Below are 22,071 nucleotides of genomic sequence, written 5' to 3' on the forward strand. Positions count from 1 at the left end.
CGGCAGCCTTCCGTTTCACCACCAAGGCCCGCTCCGGCGGGCCTTTTTCATTGCCTGTCCGGTCAATTCCGGCGAAGCCAAAGCCTTTGTTAACCCTAACAATGTGTAATCGCGACGGTCGTTGCTTGGCGGGGAATCGATCGTGGAAAAATCTGGTCAACCGACTGTCTTCGGCACGCGCGTCGAACCACATACGGTCATCATCGCGCGCGGCAACGACGTCAGGCATTTCACCGTGCGTCCCTGGATAGCTGCGGCCCTCGGCTCCGCCCTCTCCGCGCTGGCGGTGGGCTATCTGCTTGCCACATCCTATCTGGTACTGCGCGACGACCTCATCGGCGCCCAGACGGCACGCCAGGCGCGATTGCAGCAGGCCTATGAGGATCGCATCTCGGCCCTGCGCGCGCAGGTGGACCGCATAACCAGCCGCCAGCTTCTCGACCAGCAACTCGTCGACACCAAGGTCAGCGAGCTTCTGAAACGACAGGCGCAGCTTACCAGCCGTCACGGGCGGCTGGAACCGCTGCTCGAGCGCGCCGACACGCTGGAGGATACTCCCTCTCCCGCCCAGCCCGACGCCAGGCCTGAAATCCGGGCCGGGCTGAATGACGGCTTGCCTGCTCAGGTTCTGGCTTTTGCCGGTGCCACCCCTGCCGTGGAGCGCTTGAACGAAATCTGGCCGCTGCACATGCGCGGCACCGAAACCCCGTCCGCGGCCGACAAGGCGGACAGGCTCTTTGCGACCATCGGCAAGTCGCTGCAGAAGATCGAGGGCGAACAACTGGCGCGTATCGATTCGCTGACCGAGAGCGCCTACCAGACCGCCGACGCCATCGCGCAGGCCTTCGAGGCCGCCGACCTGCCCTCTATGGATGACGATTTCGGGAAAAGCGACATTGGCGGCCCGCTGATCGCCCTCGACAACCCGTCGCAATTCGACGCGAAGATGCGCGAGCTCGACGACAGCCTCGACCGCCTCGACAAGATGAAAAACACGGCCCGGCGGCTGCCGATCGCAAACCCAGCACCCGGGCGTTCGGTGTCGAGCACCTTCGGCGTGCGGCGCGATCCGCTGATCGGCACGCCGGCGCTGCATTCGGGCATGGATTTTCGCGCACCTCAGGGCTCGCCCGCACGCGTGACGGCGCCAGGAACCGTCGTCAGGGCAGGCTGGAACGGCGGCTATGGGCGCATGGTCGAGATCGACCATGGAAACGGCTTTTCCACGCGCTACGGCCATTTGAGCCGCATAGATGTGAAGGAAGGCCAGAAGGTGAGCCGCGGCGACGCCATCGGCCAGGTCGGAAGCACGGGCCGCTCCACCGGCCCGCATCTGCACTATGAGGTGCGCTACAAGGGCGAAGCGCTCAACCCGCTGCGCTTCCTCAAGCTCGGCAAGCAGGTCGGCCAGTATCTCTGATACCCGGCCAGACCGGCCTCAGATCGCAGCCTTGAGGCTTTCCTCGATATAGACCTGCCGCAGACGCCTCGCCACAGGGCCGGGCTGGCCGTCTCCCAGCGCCTTGCCGTCGATTTCGACCACAGGACTGACAAAGCCGGTCGCGGAGCTGGAGAAGGCCTCCCTGGCCGCAAGCGCCTCCTCCACGGAAAATGCGCGTTCCTCCACCTTCATCTGCAATTCGCGCGCGCACCGCAGAACGGCAGCGCGGGTAATGCCCGGCAATATGTCATGCGACAGGTCGCGCGTGACGATGGTGCCGTCCGCCGTGACGATATAGGTGTTGTTCGAGGTGCCCTCTGTCACCATGCCGTCCTGAACCAGCCAGGCATCGTCCGCGCCCTTGCCCTGCGCGATCATCTTGGCCATCGACGGATAGAGCAGCTGAACCGTCTTGATGTCCCTCCTGCCCCAGCGCAGATCCTCCACCGTCACCACGCGCACGCCGGTCTTCGCCTGGGCGCTGTCGATGATGGAGCGGGTCTGCGTGAACATAACGAGGGTCGGCGTCGCCGAGGCTGGAAAGGTGAAGTCGCGATCGGCCGCGCCCCGCGTGATCTGCATGTAGATCATGCCCTCGACGAGCGCATTCTTCTCGATCATCGCGCGATGGATCGCCAGCAGCTCGCCTTCATCGCACGGCATGGCCATCTGCAATTCCGAAAGCGACCGGTGCAGGCGGCGCATATGGCCGTCAAAATCCACCAGTTTGCCGTTGAGCACGGCCGTGACTTCGTAAACGCCATCGGCAAACAGGAACCCCCGGTCGAAAACGGAAACCTTCGCTTCCTGTTCGGGGACGTACTCGCCGTTCACATAGACAATGCGTTCCATCGAATCGCTCGCTTTCCCAAAGAAAGGCGCAAGCTAGAGCCGTTCAGAGCGGGTTGGAAGTTCCGCCGCAGGCAATTCGACCCGAATCGATTCGAAAAAGGAAAGCCCGTCGATCCGTTGTCGGACGACGGGCCTGTTGCCTGGGCGGATTGCCGCCACGGTACTCAAAACGCGACCGTAGACACCGCCATCATCCCGATGCGCGGTCAACAAGGCGTTAATGCGTCCTTGAAAAGAACGGAATGCAAATCTCTGCAATTACTTCGAGATGAAGCGGACAGCGCCGCCTCAGAAATCCGACGAGCCGAAGTTGAAACTTCCGAGGAAGAAAAGGCTTCAAGCCTTTGAAAAGAATGGCGCGAGTGACGGGGCTCGAACCCGCGACCTCCGGCGTGACAGGCCGGCACTCTAACCGACTGAGCTACACCCGCGCTTCCGACTTGGCCACCGCTTGGTGTGTGGCCCGCGTCGATGGGTGGGGGATTAAGGCGTTCGGCATGGAGTGTCAAGCGGCCTGAAGCGTCATTCTTGCATTCTGACGAATGTTTTTTCCCAAGCCTGTGGATTGTTCCTGTCCGGCACGGTTGCCCGGCCATTTTCGCGAATTTTTCTTGCGGTTGGAAAACGAACCGCTTAAACGTCGCGCTCGCGTAAGGGCGATTAGCTCAGTTGGTAGAGCGCTTCGTTTACACCGAAGATGTCGGCGGTTCGAGCCCGTCATCGCCCACCACGCAAATCATCGATTTTTCCGCACGCTAAGTTGCGTGTACGAACCGCGCCTCAGCTTCACCGGGCCCACCGAGCAGTCAGCGTTCGCCAGATCGCGCCTGCCGCTCCTGCAGCCTTGCACGCCACCTCAAAGCACCCTCGGGATCGCCAGAGTGGCTTGAGCGCGTGCCTTGCCCGTCACGCCCGCCGACACCAGCAGCGCCCTCACGTGCGATCTACGGAACAAATTCCCCTCCCGAAGTGTTGATGCAGGTTGATTGTTTTTGAGGGAGCACAAAAATGCGGAACGTCCTATTTGCCCTGGCCGCAACTGCGGCGCTCGCCGCCTGTACCCCCACGGAGCAAGGTGCCTTTATCGGCGGTGCAACGGGTGCGGCCGTAGGCGGCGCGGTGTCCGGCGATGTCGGCGGTGCGCTTATCGGTGGCGCCATCGGTGCGACCGCGGGCGCGCTCATCGGGCGAGCCAGCGAACCGGGCCGCTGCTACTTCCGGGATCGTCATGGTCGCCGCTACGTAGCCCGCTGCCCGCGCGGCTATCGCTGGTGATTCGAGCGGCCTGCGGCACAGCATCCGCTTCGACCCCATGTTCCAAAAGAAAAGCCGGGAGGAAACCCACCCGGCTTTTCGAAGTCCGAATACAGGACTGCTCAGTTGACGGCGTCCTTGAGGCCCTTGCCGGCCGTGAACTTCGGGACCGTGCGAGCGGGAATCTGCACTTCCGCACCCGTCTGCGGGTTGCGGCCCGTCGAAGCGGCGCGTTTTGACACGGTGAAATTTCCGAAGCCGACCAGACGAACATCGCCGCCCTTCTTCAATTCGCCGGTGATCACGGAGAACACCGCTTCAACGGCGGACTGCGCATCGCTCTTGGAGAGCTTGGCGGCTTCAGCGACAGCAGACACCAATTCGTTCTTGTTCATAAAAATTTCCTTCCATGAGAAAACCGGGACAAAAGACTCAACCGGCAGGGATCGGACTTTAGAAAGAACCGACGCCGCAACCAAGCTGGAAAAACCCTGTACCCCTTGGTTTTCCGCGGTTTTCAACGAAAAAGCCGGGCGCGAGGCCCGGCTTTTTGTATTCCTGCCACAATTTATCCTTGCGGCCCTCAGTGCGCGAGCGTCTTGCCCGCATCGTCGGACGCTTCCGACTTGGCAGCCGGAGCCTCCACGGGCTCGACCCATTCGATCGGCTCAGGCATCCGCACCAGCGCGTGGCGAAGCACTTCGCCAACGCGGCTGACCGGGATGATCTCCAGGCCGCTCTTCACATTGTCCGGAATCTCCGCCAGATCCTTGGCGTTCTCTTCCGGAATCAGCACCTTCTTGATGCCGCCGCGAAGAGCTGCAAGCAGCTTTTCCTTCAGGCCGCCGATCGGCAGCACCCTGCCCCGCAGCGTGATCTCGCCCGTCATCGCCACATCGGCCCGCACCGGAATGCCGGTCAGCACCGAGACGATTGCCGTGGCCATCGCCGTACCGGCCGACGGACCATCCTTGGGCGTCGCGCCTTCCGGCACGTGCACGTGGATGTCGCGCTTGTCGAACAGAGGCGGCTCGATGCCGAAATCGATGGCCCGGCTGCGGACATAAGAGGCCGCGGCGGAGATCGATTCCTTCATCACCTCGCGCAGATTGCCGGTGACCGTCATCTTGCCCTTGCCGGGCATCATGACGCCTTCGATCGTCAACAGCTCGCCGCCGACCTCCGTCCAGGCCAACCCGGTTACGACACCGACCTGGTCGTCGGCTTCCACCTGGCCGAAGCGGAACCGCGGCACGCCGAGATAGTCCGCAAGGTTGTCGGGCGTGATCTTGACCGACTTCTTCTTGGTCCGGATGATCTCGGTCACCGCCTTGCGCCCGAGCTTCATCAGCTCGCGCTCAAGGTTACGAACGCCTGCTTCACGCGTGTAGGTCTGGATGACCCCGCGCAGGGCGTCGTCGCTCACCGAAAACTCCTTCGGCTGCAGCGCATGGTCGCGAACGACCTTGGGCATCAGGTGCCGCTTGGCGATCTCGACCTTCTCGTCTTCCGTGTAGCCGGCGATACGGATGATCTCCATGCGGTCCATCAGCGGCGCAGGGATGTTCAGCGTATTGGCCGTCGTCACGAACATGACGTTGGACAGATCGTACTCGACCTCCAGGTAGTGATCCATGAAGGAGGAGTTCTGTTCCGGATCAAGCACTTCGAGCAGCGCCGAGGACGGATCACCACGGAAGTCCTGGCCCATCTTGTCGATCTCGTCGAGCAGGAAGAGCGGATTGGACTTCTTGGCCTTCTTCATCGACTGGATGACCTTGCCGGGCATCGAGCCGATATAGGTGCGCCGGTGTCCACGAATCTCGGCCTCGTCGCGCACGCCGCCCAGCGCCATGCGCACGAACTCGCGTCCGGTCGCCTTGGCAATGGACTTGCCGAGCGAGGTCTTGCCGACGCCGGGAGGTCCCACGAGGCACAGGATCGGGCCCTTCAGCTTCTTCTGCCGGCTCTGCACAGCCAGATATTCGACGATGCGGTCCTTGACCTTGTCGAGGCCGTAATGGTCGTGATCCAGCACTTCCTGCGCGACATGCAGGTCGTTGCGAACCTTGGAGGTCTTGCCCCACGGGATTGACAGCAGCCAGTCGAGATAGTTGCGCACGACGGTGGATTCGGCCGACATGGGCGACATCGAACGCAGCTTCTTCAACTCGGCATCCGCCTTTTCGCGGGCCTCCTTGGAAAGCTTGGTCTTCTTGATGCGCGCCTCGAGCTCGGCGGCCTCGTCGCGGCCGTCCTCGCCCTCGCCGAGTTCCTTCTGGATCGCCTTCATCTGCTCGTTGAGGTAGTACTCGCGCTGCGTCTTCTCCATCTGGCGCTTGACGCGCGAGCGGATACGCTTTTCCACCTGCAACACCGAGATTTCGGCTTCCATGAAGCCCATGGCCTTTTCGAGCCGCTCGCGCACCGAAAGGGTGCCGAGCATTTCCTGCTTCTCGGGAATCTTGATCGCGAGATGCGAAGCGACCGTGTCGGCGAGCTTGGAATAGTCGTCGATCTGGCTGGCCGCACCGACCACTTCGGGCGAAATCTTCTTGTTCAGCTTCACATAGTTTTCGAAGTCGGCGACCACGGAACGGGCAAGCGCCTCGATCTCGATCTCCTCCTCCTCCGGCTCGATGAGCACGGTGGCGGCGGCTTCATGGAAGTCCGTACGCTCGGTGAAACCGGTGATTTTGGCGCGCTCGGCGCCTTCGACCAGAACCTTCACAGTGCCATCCGGCAGCTTCAGAAGCTGCAGGACATTGGCGAGCGTGCCGACATCGTAGATGGCGTCCGGCTCCGGATCGTCGTCGGCAGCGTTCATCTGGGTCGCAAGCAGGATCTGCTTTTCCGCGCCCATGACCTCTTCCAGCGCCTTGATCGACTTTTCACGCCCGACGAAGAGCGGCACGATCATGTGCGGGAACACAACGATGTCGCGCAGCGGGAGCACTGCGAAGACGTTGTCGCCGGAAGACCTGGTTACTTTGGCCATTGTCCAACCTTTCTTATCGCAGTCGCATTCTAGCCAACCGCGATTCTCATATTAACGGCCGTGCACCGTCCCGCCTACCTCTGTTTCACCAGAAGCTCTTCAGCACGGAATACAGCCACGGCCTTCACGCTGTTAGGTGGATGCCCGGCAAACAAAGATCAAGGGCGGAGCACAAATCAGTGTTTGCCGGGTGCGTTCGCCCAGAACCTGCCGGTCGTAAAAACAGCAGCTTACGACAGACAAACGGCGCCTTGCGGCGCCGTTCGACAGGTCGGGAAGGCAGCGCCGAGATCAGGCGCTGACATTGCCCTTCTTTTCCTTCTGCTCCGAATAGATGTAGAGCGGCCGGGCGCTGCCGGTCACCACTTCCTCGGAGATGACGACTTCCTGCACGCCTTCCAGCGCCGGAAGTTCGAACATGGTGTCGAGCAGGATCGCTTCCATGATCGAGCGCAGGCCCCGCGCGCCGGTCTTGCGCTCGATGGCGCGCTTGGCGATTGCCGACAGCGCGTTCTCGTGGAAGGTGAGTTCCACATTCTCCATCTCGAACAGCCGCTGATACTGCTTGACCAGCGCGTTCTTCGGCTCCGACAGGATCTGCACCAGCGCCGGCTCGTCCAGGTCCTCCAGCGTAGCCAGAACCGGCAGACGCCCGACGAATTCGGGAATGAGGCCGAACTTCAACAGGTCTTCCGGCTCCACCTGGCGGAAGAGTTCGCCGGTGCGGCGCTCTTCCGGAGAGGCGACGGTCGCGCCGAAGCCGATCGAAGTCTTGCGGCCGCGGTCGGAGATGATCTTGTCGAGGCCCGCGAAGGCGCCGCCGCAGATGAACAGGATGTTGGCCGTGTCCACCTGCAGGAATTCCTGCTGCGGGTGCTTGCGGCCGCCCTGCGGCGGCACGGAAGCGACCGTGCCCTCCATGATCTTCAGCAGCGCCTGCTGCACGCCTTCGCCCGACACATCACGGGTGATCGACGGATTGTCCGACTTGCGGCTGATCTTGTCGATTTCGTCGATGTAGACGATGCCGCGCTGGGCACGCTCGACATTGTAGTCGGCCGACTGCAGCAGCTTCAGGATGATGTTCTCGACATCCTCGCCGACATAGCCCGCCTCGGTGAGCGTGGTGGCGTCCGCCATCGTGAACGGCACGTCGATGATGCGCGCCAGCGTTTGCGCCAGCAGCGTCTTGCCGCAGCCGGTGGGGCCGATCAGCAGGATGTTCGACTTCGCCAGTTCGACATCGTTGTTCTTCGAAGCGTGCGCGAGCCGCTTGTAGTGGTTGTGGACCGCCACCGACAGAACGCGCTTCGCATAGGGCTGGCCGATCACATAATCGTCCAGAACCTGGAGGATTTCCTGCGGCGTGGGCACGCCCTCGCGCGACTTCACCATCGAGGTCTTGTTCTCCTCGCGGATGATGTCCATGCACAGTTCGACGCACTCGTCGCAGATGAAAACGGTAGGACCGGCGATCAGCTTGCGCACTTCGTGCTGGCTCTTGCCGCAGAACGAGCAATAGAGCGTATTCTTGGAGTCGCCGCCGTTGCTGACCTTGCTCATGTTATCCAAGTCCTTTCAGTGCTGCCCGGCCGGTATTCTGGCTGAACCCAAACTTATTGTTGGCGGCAAGCGCCGCCGTGCCAACGCCCTGCATCCGAACCGTTCTCCGTCGTTCAACGGCTGGAGGAACGATGCAGCCACCGGCGGTGCCCCTTGTCCGGAAGCTAAGCCGCCGAAGCTCAACATAGATTTAACGTAGGCCGCTGCCCCCGTCGAGGAAACAGTTAATTGTGACAGAATTGCCGCAAGCGGTGTCAAAACTGCGTCAATCTCTCGCCGGGGGATCGAATCATTACTTCGACGGTGCGGGCTCTGGCGCTTCCACCGCTTCGCGGGAGCTGATCACCTTGTCGATCAGGCCGAAAGCCTGTGCCTCGTCGGCCGTCATGAAGTGGTCGCGATCAAGCGTGCGCTCGATCGTGTCATAGTCCTTGCCGGTGTGCTTGACATACACTTCATTGAGGCGGCGCTTCAGCTTGATGATGTCCTGGGCGTGGCGCTCGATGTCGGAGGCCTGGCCCTGGAAACCGCCCGAAGGCTGATGCACCATGATGCGCGCGTTGGGCGTCGCAAAGCGCATGTCCTTGTGGCCGGCGCACAAAAGCAGTGAGCCCATGGACGCGGCCTGCCCGATGCAGAGCGTCGAAACCGCCGGCTTGATGAACTGCATGGTGTCGTAGATCGCCATGCCGCTGGTCACCACGCCGCCCGGCGAGTTGATATAGAGCGAGATTTCCTTCTTCGGGTTCTCCGCTTCAAGGAACAGGAGCTGCGCGCAGACCAGCGTCGCCATGCCGTCCTCGACCGGGCCGGTGATGAAGATGATGCGCTCCTTGAGAAGCCGCGAGAAAATGTCGTAGGCGCGCTCGCCGCGATTGGTCTGTTCCACGACCATCGGCACGAGGTTCATTGCGGTCTCTATGGGGTCTCTCATCAAAGCGTCCCTTTGTCAGGATGGGTTCCGGCGACAAGCCGGGCGGAATCATGGAAAGATAGGTTCTTTCGATAAATAGGATGCCGACTCACCATTGCGCAAGGCCAAGCTCGGCATGCATGGACCTCGGCAAAGATGGGCTCGGGACCGTTATTTCTCCAGCACTTCCTTCACCACCGTCGCAAGCTGTTTCAGCGAAAACGGCTTCGGCAGGAAGCCGAACTGCGCATCTGCGGGCAGGTTCTTGGCAAATGCGTCCTCGGCATAGCCGGACACGAAGATGAACTTGATGTCGGGCTGGCGCTTGCGCAATTCGCCCAGCAGCGTCGGCCCGTCCATTTCCGGCATCACCACGTCGGACACCACAATGTCGATCTTGCCTTCGAGCTCGTCGAAGACCTCCAGCGCCTCAACGCCGGACGAAGCCTCATGCACGGTGTAGCCGCGTGAGGTGAGCGCGCGCATGCCGCCCATGCGCACGGCGTCCTCGTCCTCGACCAGCAGCACGGTGGCCGAGCCGGAAAGATCGCGCGAGGCTTCCGCGACCTTGATCGGCTGAGCGCCGTTGGCCTCGGCCGTCGCGGGCTGCATCGCCCCGGCTTCGGCCAGGACGCGAACTTCCGCGGCATGGCGCGGCAGGAAAATGCGGAATACGGTGCCTTTGCCGACCTCGGAATCGCAGAAGATGAAGCCGCCCGTCTGCTTGACGATGCCGTAGACCATGGACAGGCCGAGCCCGGTGCCCTTGCCCACTTCCTTGGTGGTGAAGAACGGCTCAAACACCTTCTTCAGCACGTCTGGCGGAATGCCCGTGCCGCTGTCCTGCACCTCGACCACCACATAGTCGCCGGCCACGAGTTCGCGATAGGCATAGGCCGCGCATTCCTCGGTGGAGACGTTCTTGGTGCGGATGGTCAGCTCGCCGCCCTCGGGCATGGCGTCGCGGGCATTGACCGTCAGGTTCACGATCACCTGCTCGAACTGGCCGACATCGGCCTTCACCGGCCACAGGTCGCGGCCGTGATCCACCTTCAGCTTGACGGGATTGCCGACGAGACGCTGCAGCAGCATGCGCAGGTCGGCCAGCACATCCGTCAGGTTCAGGACCTCCGGGCGCATCGTCTGCTTGCGCGAGAAGGCCAGCAGCTGCCGCACCAGCGAGGCGGCGCGGTTGGCGTTCTGCTTGATGTTCATGATGTCCGGGAAGGACGGGTCGGACGGCCGGTGATTGGTCAGGAGCAGATCCGACGACATGATGATGGCGGTAAGCACATTGTTGAAGTCATGCGCGATGCCGCCCGCCAACTGGCCGACAGCCTGCATCTTCTGGCTCTGGGCCATCTGGCCTTCCAGCGCCTTCTGCTCGGTCGTTTCGACGGCATAGACGATGGCCGCCTCCTCCGCGCCCTCGCCGGCGGCGCCATCCGCCACGGCATTGACGTAAACGCGCAGGTGCCGCTCTTCATTGTCAGGCAGCACCGTCTCGATCGGCGCGATGTCGGCCTGCCGTTGCCGCGCCCTCTCCAGAGCGGTCGCCAGCGCCGGGCGGTCGCGTTCATGGATGACGGTTTCGAGCCGCACCCGCCGATCCACCGCATCGCGGTCTACCACCGAAGAAAACAGCGACAGGAACGGCGCATTGGTGCGCAGCAGCCGTCCCTCCTGATCGACGCCTGCGATGGCCATCGGCGTGGAATTGAAGAAGCGCGTGAAGCGAACCTCGGAAGCCCGCAATTCCGCAGACGCATCCTCGCCCTGCGTCCGGTTGAGAACGATGGTGCGGCTCGGCCCGCTCGCACCTTCCCGGCTTGCCGATACGCGATGCATGAAACGAACCGGCAGCGCCTCGCCCGTCACTGTCGCAAGGTCCAGATCGATGATGGCGTTGCGGGTCGTGCCCGGATCGGCCCGCACCGATTGCACCAGCGCCATGCCATCCCCGGCGATGATCTCGCGCAGGGTGGTGGCGCCGGGCGTGAAGCTGGCAAGATCGATGCCCAGCCACTCCGCCAGCGTGGCGTTGAGATAGGTGATGCGGCCTTCCTGGTCGGCCGAGAAGAAGCCGGCCGGGGCGTGATCCAGATGGTCGATCGCCTTTTGCAGATCGAGGAAGAAGCGCTCCTGCTCCGCCCGTTCGGCGGAAATATCGGCCAATTGCCAGGCCATCAGCGGCTGGCGCTGACCCGGCGCGTTGAAAGCGCGGCCGCGCACCCGGTACCAGCGGGCACCGGGCTCGGCGCCGGGCCGGATGGCCTGGGAAAGACGAAACTCGCCGTCACCCGCCTGCCCGTCGCGCAGGCCCGAGGCGATGCGGTAGATGGTGGGGGCGGCCTCCGGAATGTCGGACAGAAGCCCTTCCACGGTCTTGACGTCGGTCGCGGTGGTAGCGCCCGTCATGTCGGCATAGGCGCGGTTGGCGTAGATGACCCTGCCCTTGGTGTCGGTGACGATAAGGCCCTGCGCCATGGAATCGACAAAGGCCTTGGACAGTTCGTCGGTGGTCGAGCGCGGCGCGATCTGGACGAAGCCGATTGCCGTGGCAAAGAGGTAGCCCACGCCGATCATGGCGAGCACACCCAGCAGACCGAGCAGGAACGGATCGCCCAGCCTTTCGCGGAACAGGCCGAAGACGATTGCCGCCACCGTCAGCACCAGGATGAAGATGACAAGCCGCGTTATCGCACCGGGGCGGGTGCTCTGGTCGACGATCGGTACGGGATAAAAATCGCCGCGCGTTTCCTTGGCCATAGGTTTCTGCCCAATTTCCCCGGTTCTGCGGTATTCTCGCAAGCGGAACGGTTGAATCACATTCTGTCAGACCCGGATAGGCTTAGCTTGAAAAAGCGCCGGGAAAAACCGGGCGCGGCAAGGCATTGCAAATTCCGCGGTTCATTGACGCGTGAGTGCAACTTGCAGACAGATCGGTCAACGGTTTAGTGTCGCGCGCGAAAACAAAACGAGCCGGGGGAAGCGGACGATGGAATGGTTGGATAACGTTGCAGGTCCGGGATACACGTCGGCGCTCTTGTGGACGTTCGCCGCGCTCATACTGCTTGTCATCGTCCTGATCATCATCAAGCTTTTCCGCAGCCTCACCTTCGGCACCTTCGTTGCCGGCGGACGCAACCGCAAGACGCGGCTGGCCGTGATGGATGCAACCGCCGTGGACAGCCAAAGGCGGCTGGTTCTGGTGCGCCGCGACGACGTCGAGCACCTGTTGCTGATCGGCGGCTCGGCCGACATCGTGGTCGAGCGCGACATCCGCATGGTGCAGCGCCGCCCGGCCCTGACCGGCGACGCCAACAATCATGAACAGGCGCCACGTCCGCGCGCCCTGGAACCCCAGCCGGCACCCCGTCCCGCGCCGCAGCCGCGCGCGCCGGAACAGCCGGCACCCGCACCAAGATCCGCGCCTGTCGCAACGCCTCAGCCTGCTTATCCGGTTCAGCCGACCCAACCGGTCCCGGCCCCGCTACCGCCGGTGGCCTCTCCGCAGCCGGCGCCCGTTGCGCAACGTCCTGCCCCGGCACCCGCGCCACGGCCGGAACCGGCACTGCCACTGGCCGCCGCAGCGCCGGCCGTGGCCCCGGCACGTCAGGAACCGGCATACCAGGAGCCGACGATTTCCGAGCCGCAGCCCGCAGCCGCGCCGATCCCTTCCGTCCAGACGCCTTCGCGTGACGATTTCGACGAATCCCTCATCAAGGAACTCGAGAGCACCTTCGAGGAAACCGTAAAGCAGGCCGAGGCTGCACCCGAAGTTTCGCTTGACGACGAAATGGCCAAGCTGCTGGGCGAACTTTCCAACCAGAAACGGTGAGAACGCAAATCGGTCGCGCCTACTTTCCCTGAATCTTGCGGCCATGCGGAACGCATGCCACGGTCAGTTGTCGCCGCGAGTTGTCGGAGAACATGAAAAAGGCGGCCGAAGCCGCCTTTTATCTATTTATGATCATCAAACCGACAGTTCTCAGTCGTCCCGATAGACCTTTTCACGTCGTTCGTGGCGCTCCTGCGCCTCGATCGACAAGGTAGCAATCGGCCTGGCGTCCAGACGTTTCAGCGAAATCGGCTCGCCCGTTTCCTCGCAGAAGCCGTAGGTGCCTTCATCCAGGCGCTGCAGTGCGGCATCGATCTTGGAAATCAGCTTGCGCTGCCTGTCGCGCGCCCTCAATTCGATGGCACGGTCGGTTTCCGATGATGCCCGATCCGCAAGGTCGGGATGATTGGCATTTTCCTGCTGAAGAATTTCGAGCGTCTCGCGCGCTTCGCGTAAAATGTCGCTCTTCCAGGTGATGAGCTTCTGACGGAAGTAGGCTCTCTGCCGCTCGTTCATGAACGGTTCGTCTTCCGTGGGAACGTAAGCGGCATCAACGAGTTCGTTCATTCGACTCACCCCATTACCCGTTTTTGGCGCCTATATATTCATTGCCCCATGGGTACACAAGCGCAATCAGCAGAGTGCTCACACAAATGTCAGCACACGTTCTGGATGATACCTGCAGCGCTGCTTCCGAAACCTTGCGCCGATGCTGCAAAGGCCAGCGGTATTAAGGAAAAAAGACAGCGATCGCCTTGTTGCGCTGTCAACGGCCACCCGCTAGACCCATGGGGACCAATCGACAAAATGAAATCAATCGAGGGGCGTCATGGTCAGCCGGCTTTTCCTTCTTCGGCACGCCAAAGCCGCATGGGCGTCGCCCGGCATGCGCGATTTCGACCGCCCGCTCGACGCATCGGGGTTAGTCGATGCGGAGGCGACGGGCATAGCCATGCGCGCGCAGGGCTATGTGCCCGAACTTACCCTCTGCTCGAATGCCGTGCGCGCCCGCCAGACATTGGAAGGCATAGCCAGCAATGCCGACACCGGCCGCGTTCTCTTTTTCGATGACCTCTATCGCGAGGACGCCACCGGCTATCTTTCGATCATCCGCAAATCTGGCAATGTCGGCAGCCTGCTCGTCATCGGGCACAATCCGATGCTGGAGGACCTCGCCATGGCGCTCGCGCCATCGGGCGAACACTGCGCACAAACCGCCCTCCATGCGGGCTTCCCGACCTCCGGCCTTGCCGTCCTGCGCTTCGAAGGCAGGCTTTCGGACGCAACACCCGGAACCGGCTATCTGGAAGCCGTGCTGACGCCCCCTTCCCTCTGACGCCGGCTTGCACGCGGCCAAGCCATTTCAAAACCCGGACGCATAGCCTATATGCGGCAATATTGCCGGAGCGGGGAGCAGCGTTTGGCGTCTCTGACCACCTTCACCGACGAAGCGCGGATCGCGCTGGATACGGTTTCGAGCCGGGCGAGCGATCTTCTCTCGCCATCGCTGCGGCTGGGCGTGACCGGCCTTTCGCGGGCCGGCAAGACCGTCTTCATCTCCGCCTTCGTACACAATCTGATCCATGGCGGGCGGCTGCCGCTGTTCGAGGCGCAGAAATCGGGCCGCATCGCCCGCGCCTTCCTCGAAGAACAACCCGACGACGCCGTTCCGCGCTTCCAGTACGAGGATCACATCCACGCGCTGGTCGATGAGCGCATCTGGCCCGACTCCACCCGCGCGATTTCCGAGCTACGGCTCACCATCGAATATGAATCCGCATCCGGCTGGAACCGCATGTTCTCACGCGGCCGCCTTTCGGTGGATATTGTCGATTATCCCGGCGAATGGCTGCTCGACCTGCCGCTTCTGGGCAAGTCCTATCGCGAATTCTCGCACGACGCCTTCGAGCTGGCCGAACTGCCTGTGCGCGCCGATCTTTCGGAAGCATGGCGCAAGCTGTCGGGCGAAATCGCCGCGGATGCCGACGCCGACGAAATGGTGGCGCGCAAGTTGTTCGAGGGCTTCGCCGCCTATCTGAAGGCTGCCAAGCTGGACGAGCGCGCGCTGTCCACCCTGCCGCCGGGGCGCTTTCTGATGCCGGGCGATCTTGACGGATCGCCGGCGCTGACCTTCGCCCCGCTGCCGAACCTCGGCGACGGCAAGGCCCGCCCCGGTTCGCTGCACGCGATGATGGAGCGGCGTTACGAGGCCTACAAAACCCATGTGATCAAGCCCTTCTTTCGCGAGCACATCGCCAGGCTGGATCGCCAGATCGTGCTGATCGACGCCATGCAGGCGCTGAATTCGGGCGCAGCCGCAATGCTCGATCTGGAACGTGCGCTCACCGAAATCCTCGCCTGCTTCCGTCCCGGTCGCGGCAGTTTCCTCACCGATCTCTTCACCCGCAGGATCGACCGCATCCTCGTGGCTGCCACCAAGGCCGATCACCTCCACCACGAAAGCCATGACCGCTTGCAGGCAATCGTGCGCCGGCTGACGCAGCGTGCCGCCGGGCGCGCCAACCTCACCGGCGCGGATGTCGATGTCGTAGCCATGGCCGCCGTGCGCGCCACCCGCGAGGGCACGGTCAAGCAAGGCCGCGAAACACTGCCCGTCATCATCGGCACGCCGCTGAAAGGCGAGACGATCGGCGGCGAGATCTTCGACGGAAAAACGGAAACAGCCATATTTCCCGGTGACTTGCCGGCAAAAGTGGATTCTGTCTTTGAAGCCGGCGACGCAAAAAACCATCGCCAGGATCAGGACGACCCGGCCATCCGCATCGTGCGGTTCCGTCCGCCCCGGCTGGAACGGACGGCCGAAGGCGTCACCCTTTCCCTGCCGCATATCCGGCTCGACCGCGCATTGCAGTTCCTGATCGGAGATCGCCTGGCATGACCCGCAAGCCCGCCGCGTTCCGCCTGGATCCAGAGGCGCCTCAGGAACCGGACAAGCAGCCCACCGAACAGCGCGACGCCGTGAAGGCAGCACGCAAGCCACGCGCCATCAAGACAGATGTCGCAATCGTCACTCCGGCCGAAATCGACGTGTTCGACGAGCCAGACATCGTCGCCAGCGAACCGCCACCGGCGACGGCCCCGCGTAAGCGATCAAGGCTCGGCGCGATCTTCCTCGGAGCGCTCGGCATACTGGTTTCGCTCACCCTCTGCCTGTGGACCGACCGGCTGATCCGCGATCTTTTCGAGCGGGCCGAATGGCTGGGCTGGTTCGCCGCCAGCGTGGCGGTGATCGCGGCGGTCGCGCTGGTGCTGATCGTGATGCGCGAGATGCTGGCGCTGATGCGCCTCGCCTCCGTCGAAAAGCTGCGGAACCGCGCGCTCGACGCAATCGCCCGCAACGACCCGAATACCGCCCGCGCCGTCGCCAATGAGCTTGCCGCGCTCGTCGCGGACAAAGCCGACACCGCGGCCGGGCGCCGGATGCTCGCCGATCTGCGTGACGATGTCATCGACGGCGCCGACCTGGTCAAACTCGCCGAAACCGAGGTACTGGCGCCGCTGGATGCGCGCGCCAAGGTGCTTATCCTCGACGCGGCCAAGCGCGTGTCACTCGCCACCGCCGTCAGCCCGCGCGCGCTGGTCGACATTGCCTATGTGGTCTTCGAGGCCGGACGCCTGATCCGCCGGCTTTCTGAGCTTTATGGCGGCAGGCCGGGCACACTCGGTTTCTTCCGCCTCGCGCGCAGCGTGCTGGCGCATCTGGCAGTGACGGGTTCGATCGCGGCGGGTGACAGTTTCGTCCAGCAGATCGTCGGCCACGGGCTGGCGGCACGGCTTTCCGCCAAGCTTGGCGAGGGCGTGGTCAACGGCATGATGACCGCCAGAATCGGCATCGCCGCGATGGACACCGTTCGCCCCCTGCCCTTTACCGCGCTGAAACGTCCGGGGATAGGCGATTTCCTCGCGGCGCTGAGTTCGTTTGCGGCGCGCAGGCAAGCCGAAAAGCCCGAGAATTGAGATCGCCAGCGGCCAAATTCCGGCCCAGGTGACGAAGCATTAACCAATCTTGTTCATGGTTCGAGCATCGTAAACGTGTTCCCAATTTGTGCCGGGTGTTCCCTGATGAAACGCGCATTCCTGCTTACCATGCTGCCAGCCATGGCGCTTGCCACCACCGGCGCCAGCATGGCCGACACGGTCCGCGGGTCGGAGCGGGACAAGAAGTTCTTCCAGAGCGTGGAAGGCGAATGGGTCGGCCCCGGCGAAATCGTCGCCGGCAAGTACAAGGGCACGAAGTTCAACTGCAATTTCACCGGCACCACGCCGGCGAGCAAGGTCGGCATGACGCTGGACGGCGGCTGCCGCGTCGGCGTGTTCACGCAGAAGATGTCGGCAACCGTCGAACAGACCAGCGCCAGAACCTACAAGGGCGTGTTCCTGGATGGCGCGGCCGGAAAAGGCCTCGACATCGTTTCCGGCAATGTGGTGGACGCCCGCAAGGTGGTCTTTACTCTCAACCGCAACCAACTCAAGGGCGTGATGCAGGCCCGCATGGCGGACGGCAACTCCATGAACGTGACGGTGTCGGTGCGCGTCGACGACCAGCTCGTTCCCGTCATCGGCGTGAGCCTGAAGCGGGTGGACGACACCGCGGTAGGTACCATCGCGCGCAAGTAACGGCGCGAGCGCCGAAGATCGTGACGGCGGCCATCCGCGATGGCGCTCAGTTCCCCATTGACTCGATCAGATCGTCATAGGCCTTGCAGGCATCCTGCAAGGTCGTCGCGCGCTGGTAGCGTGTGGTGATGTCTTGCACCTTCCTGGTGAGGTCCGCCGCCCTGGAGGGATCTTTTTCCAACGCCTCCCGCAATGCAGTCGTCAATTCCTGCGTCTTTTCGGCTAGCATTTCGCTGGTGCAATCGGGCTCACGCGAACAGGCCGAGACGACCACCGCCAACACGCCGGCGGCGATGAAAGAAAATGTCTTCATCAATCCGTTCTCCTTGAAAATCGCAGCAATATAGTTCCGCCACTCTTCCCAAGCCCGTCCCTGCCAGCCTTTCTCCTGATTATCGCCGTTGTGCGACAATTTCCATGACGTTTTGGCCAAACGCATGAAAACAGTTCACTTTCCGTCGTTGATCACCCGCTGAAGAAAAGGCAGGCGCGGTCTTTTCGTCACGCTTGCGAGCACTTATCCTGCCCTTTCGCGGTGACGTTGGCGCGCCGCTCCATCATGATCAGGACAGGACGCATGGCCGTAGAGACTTCCGGCAGTGAGCTTCCTCAAGTCGTGGCGCTGCTAGCGGCCGGCGTCATTGCCGTGCCGATCTTCCGGCGGCTCGGCCTTGGCTCCATCCTCGGCTATCTGGCCGCCGGCCTTGCCATCGGTCCGTTCGGGCTCGGCATTTTCTACGATCCGGGCGCCATTTTGCATGTGGCCGAGCTCGGTGTGGTGATGTTCCTGTTCATCATCGGCCTCGAAATGCAGCCTTCCCGCCTCTGGGGCATGCGCCGCCAGATTTTCGGCCTCGGCGTGGCGCAGGTCGGGGTATGCGCCGTTCTGCTCACAGGCGTCGGCTTCCTGACCGGTTTTTCGGCAGCACAATCCTTCGTGGCCGGCGCGGGCTTTGTCCTGACCTCCACGGCGATCGTCATGCAGATACTGGAGGAACGCGGCGAACTCTCCACGCCCGGCGGCCAGCGCATGGTTTCGATCCTGCTTCTGGAGGACCTGTCCATCGTCCCGCTGCTGGCGCTGGTGGCATTTCTCGCCCCGGCCGCGCATGAAGACCTGGGCTGGATGCACCGCCTGACATCCATCGGCATCGGCCTTTCGGCAATTGTCGGCCTCGTCGTGGCCGGACGCTATCTGCTCAACCCCCTCTTTCGCATCCTGGCGGATTCGCATGCACGCGAGGTGATGACTGCCGCCGCCCTGCTGGTGGTGCTGGGCTCCGCGCTTGCGATGGAGGTGAGCGGCCTTTCGATGGCCATGGGAGCATTTCTGGCCGGCGTGCTGCTGTCGGAATCGACCTTCCGGCACCAGCTCGAAGCCGACATCGAACCGTTTCGCGGCGTTCTCCTGGGGCTTTTCTTCCTGGCGGTTGGCATGTCGCTGGACTTGCGCATCGTCGCCGCCAACTGGCAGATGATCGCTTTCTATGTCGTCGCCTACATGCTGGTGAAGGCAATCGGCATCTATCTCGTTGCCCGTGGCCTCGGAAACAGCCACCCGATGGCGCTGGAGCGTGCGGTGGTGATGGCACAGGGCGGCGAATTCGCTTTCGTCCTCTACTCGTCCGCGATGACGGTCGGCATCATCGACGGCGAAGCCAACGCCATCCTGACCGCGATCATCATCCTGTCCATGGTGCTGACGCCGCTGGCGATGGCGGCGCTGCGCCTGCTTACCTCAGAGCCGGAACAAAGCCTCGACGGCGTGGATGTGGCCGAAGACCTCAGCGGCAGCGTGCTCATCATCGGCTTCGGCCGCTTCGGCCAGATCGCCAGCCAGCCGCTTCTGCTGCGCGGCATCGACGTCACCATCATCGACAACGATGTCGAGATGATCCAGGCGGCCGCAAGTTTCGGCTTCAAGGTCTATTACGGCGACGGCACCCGGCTGGATATTTTGCACACCGCAGGCGCCGGCCGCGCCCGTGCGGTGCTGATCTGCGTCGACAAGGGCGAAACCGCCGTCAGGATCGCGGAGCAGATGCGTGCGGAGTTTGCGCTTATCCCGGTGCTGGCGCGGGCCTATGACCGCGGCATCGCCATGGACCTGATCCAGAGCGGCGTCGAATACCAGATCCGCGAAACCTTCGAATCGGCGCTGGTGTTCGGTCAGGCGACCCTGGAACATCTCGGCGTCGATCAGGACGAGGCGGCCGACATCATCGAGGATGTGCGCCAGCGCGATGCCGCCCGCCTCGACGCCCAGCTTGCCGGTGGGCTGCAGGCCGGGCGTGGCTTCATGAAGGGCAACATGCCGCCCAGGGGCAATGCGCCGGTGCCCGCGCCGCTGACGCCGCCCCGGCGTCCCGGCCGTGCTATGGACGAGGAAACGGCAAGCGTGCTCGGGCACTCTGCGGAAACTGAAGGAGAACAAGACGGATGAAGACGACCATGGAAAAACATGCCGATGTGGTGGAGTTCTGGAGCAATGCCGGACCGGACCGCTGGTTCACCAGGGATGCCGCCTTCGACAGCACCTTCCATGACAGCTTCCGCGACCTTCACTTCGCCGCCGCGCGGCGCGAACTCGATCATTGGGCCGACCACGCCGACGGCGCGCTGGCGCTGATCATCCTGCTCGACCAGTTTCCGCGAAACTGCTTCCGGGGCACCGCCCATATGTTCGCCACCGATCCGCTCGCCCGCTATATCGCGGACAAGGCGATCGAGGCCGGCCATGACGACAGGGTCGATCCCGAATTGCGGGTCTTCATGTACCTGCCCTTCGAACATTCGGAAAGCATCGCCGACCAGTATCGCTCGGTGGAACTGGCGCAGAAGCTGGACGAATCCTACATGCCATATGCGCTGGAGCATCGTGACATCATCCAGCGCTTCGGCCGCTTCCCGCATCGCAATCCTGCGCTCGGACGCGAAACCACGCCCGAGGAACAGGCATATCTGGATTCAGGCGGCTTCGCCGGCTGATCTGCAATGCCCTGAAACCCGGAGCCCGTTAGCGGATTGGGAAGGCCAGAGCATTTTACAGCCAGACGGAATCGCCTGGCGTCGCACAAATGCTGCTAAGAATACCGGGCTGGGACAACGGAATCGCGTTCGTCAGAACGCCCGCTGTTCTAGCCCTTCCACCAGTCGCGGCCGGACGGCAGGCGCTCTATTCCGGCCTTGTCGACGTGATCGACACGCTCCGATGCCCGCGTCCCGCCCAGCGAGAAATCAGGTGCGATCTCGAGGAGAGGCACCAGCACGAATGCCCGCTCGAACATGCGCGGATGCGGGACTTCGAGCCCATGTTCATGGATTTCATGATCGCCGAAGGCCAGAATGTCGATGTCGATCAGACGCGGTCCCCAGCGTTCCTGCCGCACGCGCTTGAGACGCTGCTCGACGTCCAGGCACAGATCCAGCAATGCACGCGGCGAATGCGTGGTCTGGATTTCGGCCGCGACATTGAGGAAATCGGGCTGGTCCAGCTTGCCCCAGGGCGGCGTGCGATGAAGCGAGGAGACCGCTATGACCTCCGTCCGCAGATCGGCATCGAGCATCCTCAGCGCCTCGCCCATCGCCTTTGCGGGCTCGCCGAGATTGCCGCCGAGGCTCAGATAAACGCGCTCTTTCTTCGAATTGGACAAGCGCCACCTCGACTTTCTGCAGGAATGTTTCCGACGCTCAGGCCGGCCGGGCGGGAGTGCGCGCAAGAATAGCATCGGCCATGGCCAGCGCGTCTGCGTTGATTGCGACATTGTGGACGCGGAAAATCGCCGCCCCCTTCAGTCGCAGCGCCACGCTGGTGGCGGCGGTCGCCACGTCGCGCTCATCGAAGTCGCGTCCCGAGACATGGCCGATCACGCGCTTGCGCGAGGTGCCGACGAGCAGCGGGAAGCCCAGAGGGTGCAATTCCTCCAGCCGCGCCATCAGCGTCAGGTCCTCGTCGGCATCCTTGGCGAAACCGAAGCCGGGATCGAGCAGGATCTGCTCGTCACGCACGCCGGCTTGCCGCGCTATGCGCAGCGATTCCTGAAGAAATGCGAACTGGTCGGCGATCACGTCGGGCTTCTTCTCGCGCTCGCGGCCGGTATGCATGATGACGAGCCCCGCCCCGGTATCCACCGCCAGCCGGGCAATTCCCGGTTCGCGCTGCAAACCCCAGACATCGTTGACGATATGCGCGCCCGCTTCGACGGCCAGCCGCGCGGTTTCCTCGCGATAGGTATCGACGGAGATGAGAATGTCATCCATCCGCGCCAGCGCCGTGATGACCGGCAACACCCTGGCCTGTTCTTCCGCCGGCGATACGGGCGTGGCGCCGGGCCGGGTCGATTCGCCACCGACATCGATGATGGCCGCACCATCTGCCGCCATGCGTCTCGCCTGCTCTATGGCGCGCTCCGGGTCCACGAACTTGCCGCCATCCGAAAAACTGTCTGGCGTGACGTTCAATATGCCCATGATCAGCGCTTTCGCGCCGATATCCAGATGGCGTCCATGCGCCAGTTGCCATCGTGTCGTCATCGTCGCCTGCTCTTGGATAGGAAGCGAGGCCACGAAAA

At 62.9% G+C, this 22,071-nt stretch carries 20 protein-coding genes and 2 tRNA genes; 11 read left to right on the top strand and 11 right to left on the bottom strand.

Features of this window, described 5'->3' with window-relative positions; genetic code table 11:
- Window positions 1–142: 142 nt before the first annotated feature.
- Window positions 143–1,420, top strand: a complete 1,278-nt coding sequence (locus C7441_RS04490; protein WP_170125006.1) for a peptidoglycan DD-metalloendopeptidase family protein — start codon at window positions 143–145, stop codon at window positions 1,418–1,420.
- 18 nt (window positions 1,421–1,438) lie between these two features.
- On the opposite strand, the gene C7441_RS04495 is transcribed toward C7441_RS04490, so the two are convergent.
- Together C7441_RS04495 and C7441_RS04500 are read right to left on the bottom strand one after the other, a co-directional pair.
- Window positions 1,439–2,293 (bottom strand): D-amino-acid transaminase, encoded by an 855-nt coding sequence (locus C7441_RS04495; RefSeq protein ID WP_109611854.1) that lies wholly within the window; start codon window positions 2,291–2,293, stop codon window positions 1,439–1,441.
- A gap of 354 nt (window positions 2,294–2,647) precedes the next feature.
- A tRNA-Asp gene (locus C7441_RS04500) sits at window positions 2,648–2,724 on the bottom strand.
- A 223-nt stretch (window positions 2,725–2,947) separates the two neighbouring features.
- Between C7441_RS04500 and C7441_RS04505 the strand changes: the two genes are divergently transcribed.
- Window positions 2,948–3,023: transfer RNA gene (locus C7441_RS04505), tRNA-Val, on the top strand.
- A gap of 278 nt (window positions 3,024–3,301) precedes the next feature.
- Window positions 3,302–3,568 carry a glycine zipper domain-containing protein gene (locus tag C7441_RS04510; protein WP_109611855.1) on the top strand — a complete coding sequence of 89 codons (267 nt, stop codon included), beginning with the start codon at window positions 3,302–3,304 and terminating at the stop codon, window positions 3,566–3,568.
- 101 nt (window positions 3,569–3,669) lie between these two features.
- Here the strand turns inward: C7441_RS04510 and C7441_RS04515 are convergent, their stop codons facing one another.
- From C7441_RS04515 to clpX, 3 genes are all read right to left on the bottom strand, one after another.
- On the bottom strand, window positions 3,670–3,942 hold the full coding sequence (locus tag C7441_RS04515; protein WP_019173118.1) for an HU family DNA-binding protein: 273 nt from the start codon (window positions 3,940–3,942) through the stop codon (window positions 3,670–3,672).
- Window positions 3,943–4,130: 188 nt separating this feature from the next.
- The gene (gene lon / locus C7441_RS04520; RefSeq protein WP_109611856.1) at window positions 4,131–6,545 is read right to left on the bottom strand and encodes an endopeptidase La; all 2,415 of its coding nucleotides are present in this window, start codon (window positions 6,543–6,545) and stop codon (window positions 4,131–4,133) included.
- Window positions 6,546–6,836: 291 nt separating this feature from the next.
- Entirely contained in the window at window positions 6,837–8,108 is a 1,272-nt protein-coding gene (gene clpX / locus C7441_RS04525) for an ATP-dependent Clp protease ATP-binding subunit ClpX (RefSeq protein WP_019173120.1), read from the bottom strand.
- On the opposite strand from clpX, the gene C7441_RS23945 reads away from it, so the two are divergent.
- Window positions 8,092–8,307: a hypothetical protein gene (locus C7441_RS23945; RefSeq protein ID WP_170125007.1), complete on the top strand. Its 216-nt coding sequence runs from the start codon at window positions 8,092–8,094 to the stop codon at window positions 8,305–8,307. The two genes, clpX and C7441_RS23945, sit on opposite strands and share 17 nt — an antisense overlap.
- Before the next feature lie 93 nt (window positions 8,308–8,400).
- On the opposite strand, the gene C7441_RS04530 is transcribed toward C7441_RS23945, so the two are convergent.
- Complete coding sequence (locus tag C7441_RS04530) at window positions 8,401–9,042, bottom strand: ATP-dependent Clp protease proteolytic subunit (RefSeq protein WP_026060588.1); 642 nt, start codon at window positions 9,040–9,042, stop codon at window positions 8,401–8,403.
- A gap of 150 nt (window positions 9,043–9,192) precedes the next feature.
- Window positions 9,193–11,790: a cell cycle histidine kinase CckA gene (cckA, locus tag C7441_RS04535; RefSeq protein ID WP_019173122.1), complete on the bottom strand. Its 2,598-nt coding sequence runs from the start codon at window positions 11,788–11,790 to the stop codon at window positions 9,193–9,195.
- 229 nt (window positions 11,791–12,019) lie between these two features.
- Here cckA and C7441_RS04540 point away from each other — a divergent pair, with 229 nt between their 5' ends.
- Window positions 12,020–12,862 carry a flagellar biosynthetic protein FliO gene (locus C7441_RS04540; RefSeq protein ID WP_109611857.1) on the top strand — a complete coding sequence of 281 codons (843 nt, stop codon included), beginning with the start codon at window positions 12,020–12,022 and terminating at the stop codon, window positions 12,860–12,862.
- Window positions 12,863–13,012: 150 nt separating this feature from the next.
- On the opposite strand, the gene dksA is transcribed toward C7441_RS04540, so the two are convergent.
- Entirely contained in the window at window positions 13,013–13,429 is a 417-nt protein-coding gene (gene dksA, locus C7441_RS04545; RefSeq protein WP_019173124.1) for an RNA polymerase-binding protein DksA, read from the bottom strand.
- Between the two features lie 262 nt (window positions 13,430–13,691).
- Between dksA and C7441_RS04550 the strand changes: the two genes are divergently transcribed.
- The 4 genes from C7441_RS04550 (at window position 13,692) to C7441_RS04565 (ending at window position 17,500) form a co-directional block, all read left to right on the top strand.
- Window positions 13,692–14,198, top strand: a complete 507-nt coding sequence (locus C7441_RS04550; RefSeq protein WP_019173125.1) for a SixA phosphatase family protein — start codon at window positions 13,692–13,694, stop codon at window positions 14,196–14,198.
- A gap of 84 nt (window positions 14,199–14,282) precedes the next feature.
- Window positions 14,283–15,761 carry a YcjX family GTP-binding protein gene (locus C7441_RS04555; RefSeq protein WP_210205605.1) on the top strand — a complete coding sequence of 493 codons (1,479 nt, stop codon included), beginning with the start codon at window positions 14,283–14,285 and terminating at the stop codon, window positions 15,759–15,761.
- Window positions 15,758–16,840 carry a YcjF family protein gene (locus C7441_RS04560; protein ID WP_109611859.1) on the top strand — a complete coding sequence of 361 codons (1,083 nt, stop codon included), beginning with the start codon at window positions 15,758–15,760 and terminating at the stop codon, window positions 16,838–16,840. Before C7441_RS04555 ends, C7441_RS04560 begins: the two co-directional genes overlap by 4 nt.
- A 141-nt stretch (window positions 16,841–16,981) precedes the next feature.
- On the top strand, window positions 16,982–17,500 hold the full coding sequence (locus C7441_RS04565) for a hypothetical protein (protein ID WP_425326561.1): 519 nt from the start codon (window positions 16,982–16,984) through the stop codon (window positions 17,498–17,500).
- A 46-nt stretch (window positions 17,501–17,546) separates the two neighbouring features.
- On the opposite strand, the gene C7441_RS04570 is transcribed toward C7441_RS04565, so the two are convergent.
- On the bottom strand, window positions 17,547–17,939 hold the full coding sequence (locus tag C7441_RS04570) for a hypothetical protein (protein ID WP_244916058.1): 393 nt from the start codon (window positions 17,937–17,939) through the stop codon (window positions 17,547–17,549).
- 138 nt (window positions 17,940–18,077) lie between these two features.
- On the opposite strand from C7441_RS04570, the gene C7441_RS04575 reads away from it, so the two are divergent.
- Both C7441_RS04575 and C7441_RS04580 read left to right on the top strand, forming a co-directional pair.
- Window positions 18,078–19,943, top strand: coding sequence for a monovalent cation:proton antiporter-2 (CPA2) family protein (locus tag C7441_RS04575; protein ID WP_109611934.1), 1,866 nt, complete (start codon window positions 18,078–18,080; stop codon window positions 19,941–19,943).
- Window positions 19,940–20,488: a DUF924 family protein gene (locus C7441_RS04580; protein ID WP_109611861.1), complete on the top strand. Its 549-nt coding sequence runs from the start codon at window positions 19,940–19,942 to the stop codon at window positions 20,486–20,488. The genes C7441_RS04575 and C7441_RS04580 overlap by 4 nt, the downstream gene beginning before the upstream one ends.
- 149 nt (window positions 20,489–20,637) lie before the next feature.
- Here the strand turns inward: C7441_RS04580 and folK are convergent, their stop codons facing one another.
- On the bottom strand, window positions 20,638–21,153 hold the full coding sequence (gene folK, locus C7441_RS04585) for a 2-amino-4-hydroxy-6-hydroxymethyldihydropteridine diphosphokinase (protein ID WP_019173132.1): 516 nt from the start codon (window positions 21,151–21,153) through the stop codon (window positions 20,638–20,640).
- Window positions 21,154–21,190: 37 nt separating this feature from the next.
- The gene (folP, locus tag C7441_RS04590) at window positions 21,191–22,033 is read right to left on the bottom strand and encodes a dihydropteroate synthase (RefSeq protein ID WP_109611935.1); all 843 of its coding nucleotides are present in this window, start codon (window positions 22,031–22,033) and stop codon (window positions 21,191–21,193) included.
- Window positions 22,034–22,071: the final 38 nt, after the last annotated feature.

It is taken from the genome of Pseudaminobacter salicylatoxidans, from assembly GCF_003148475.1.
Lineage (GTDB): Bacteria > Pseudomonadota > Alphaproteobacteria > Rhizobiales > Rhizobiaceae > Pseudaminobacter > Pseudaminobacter salicylatoxidans.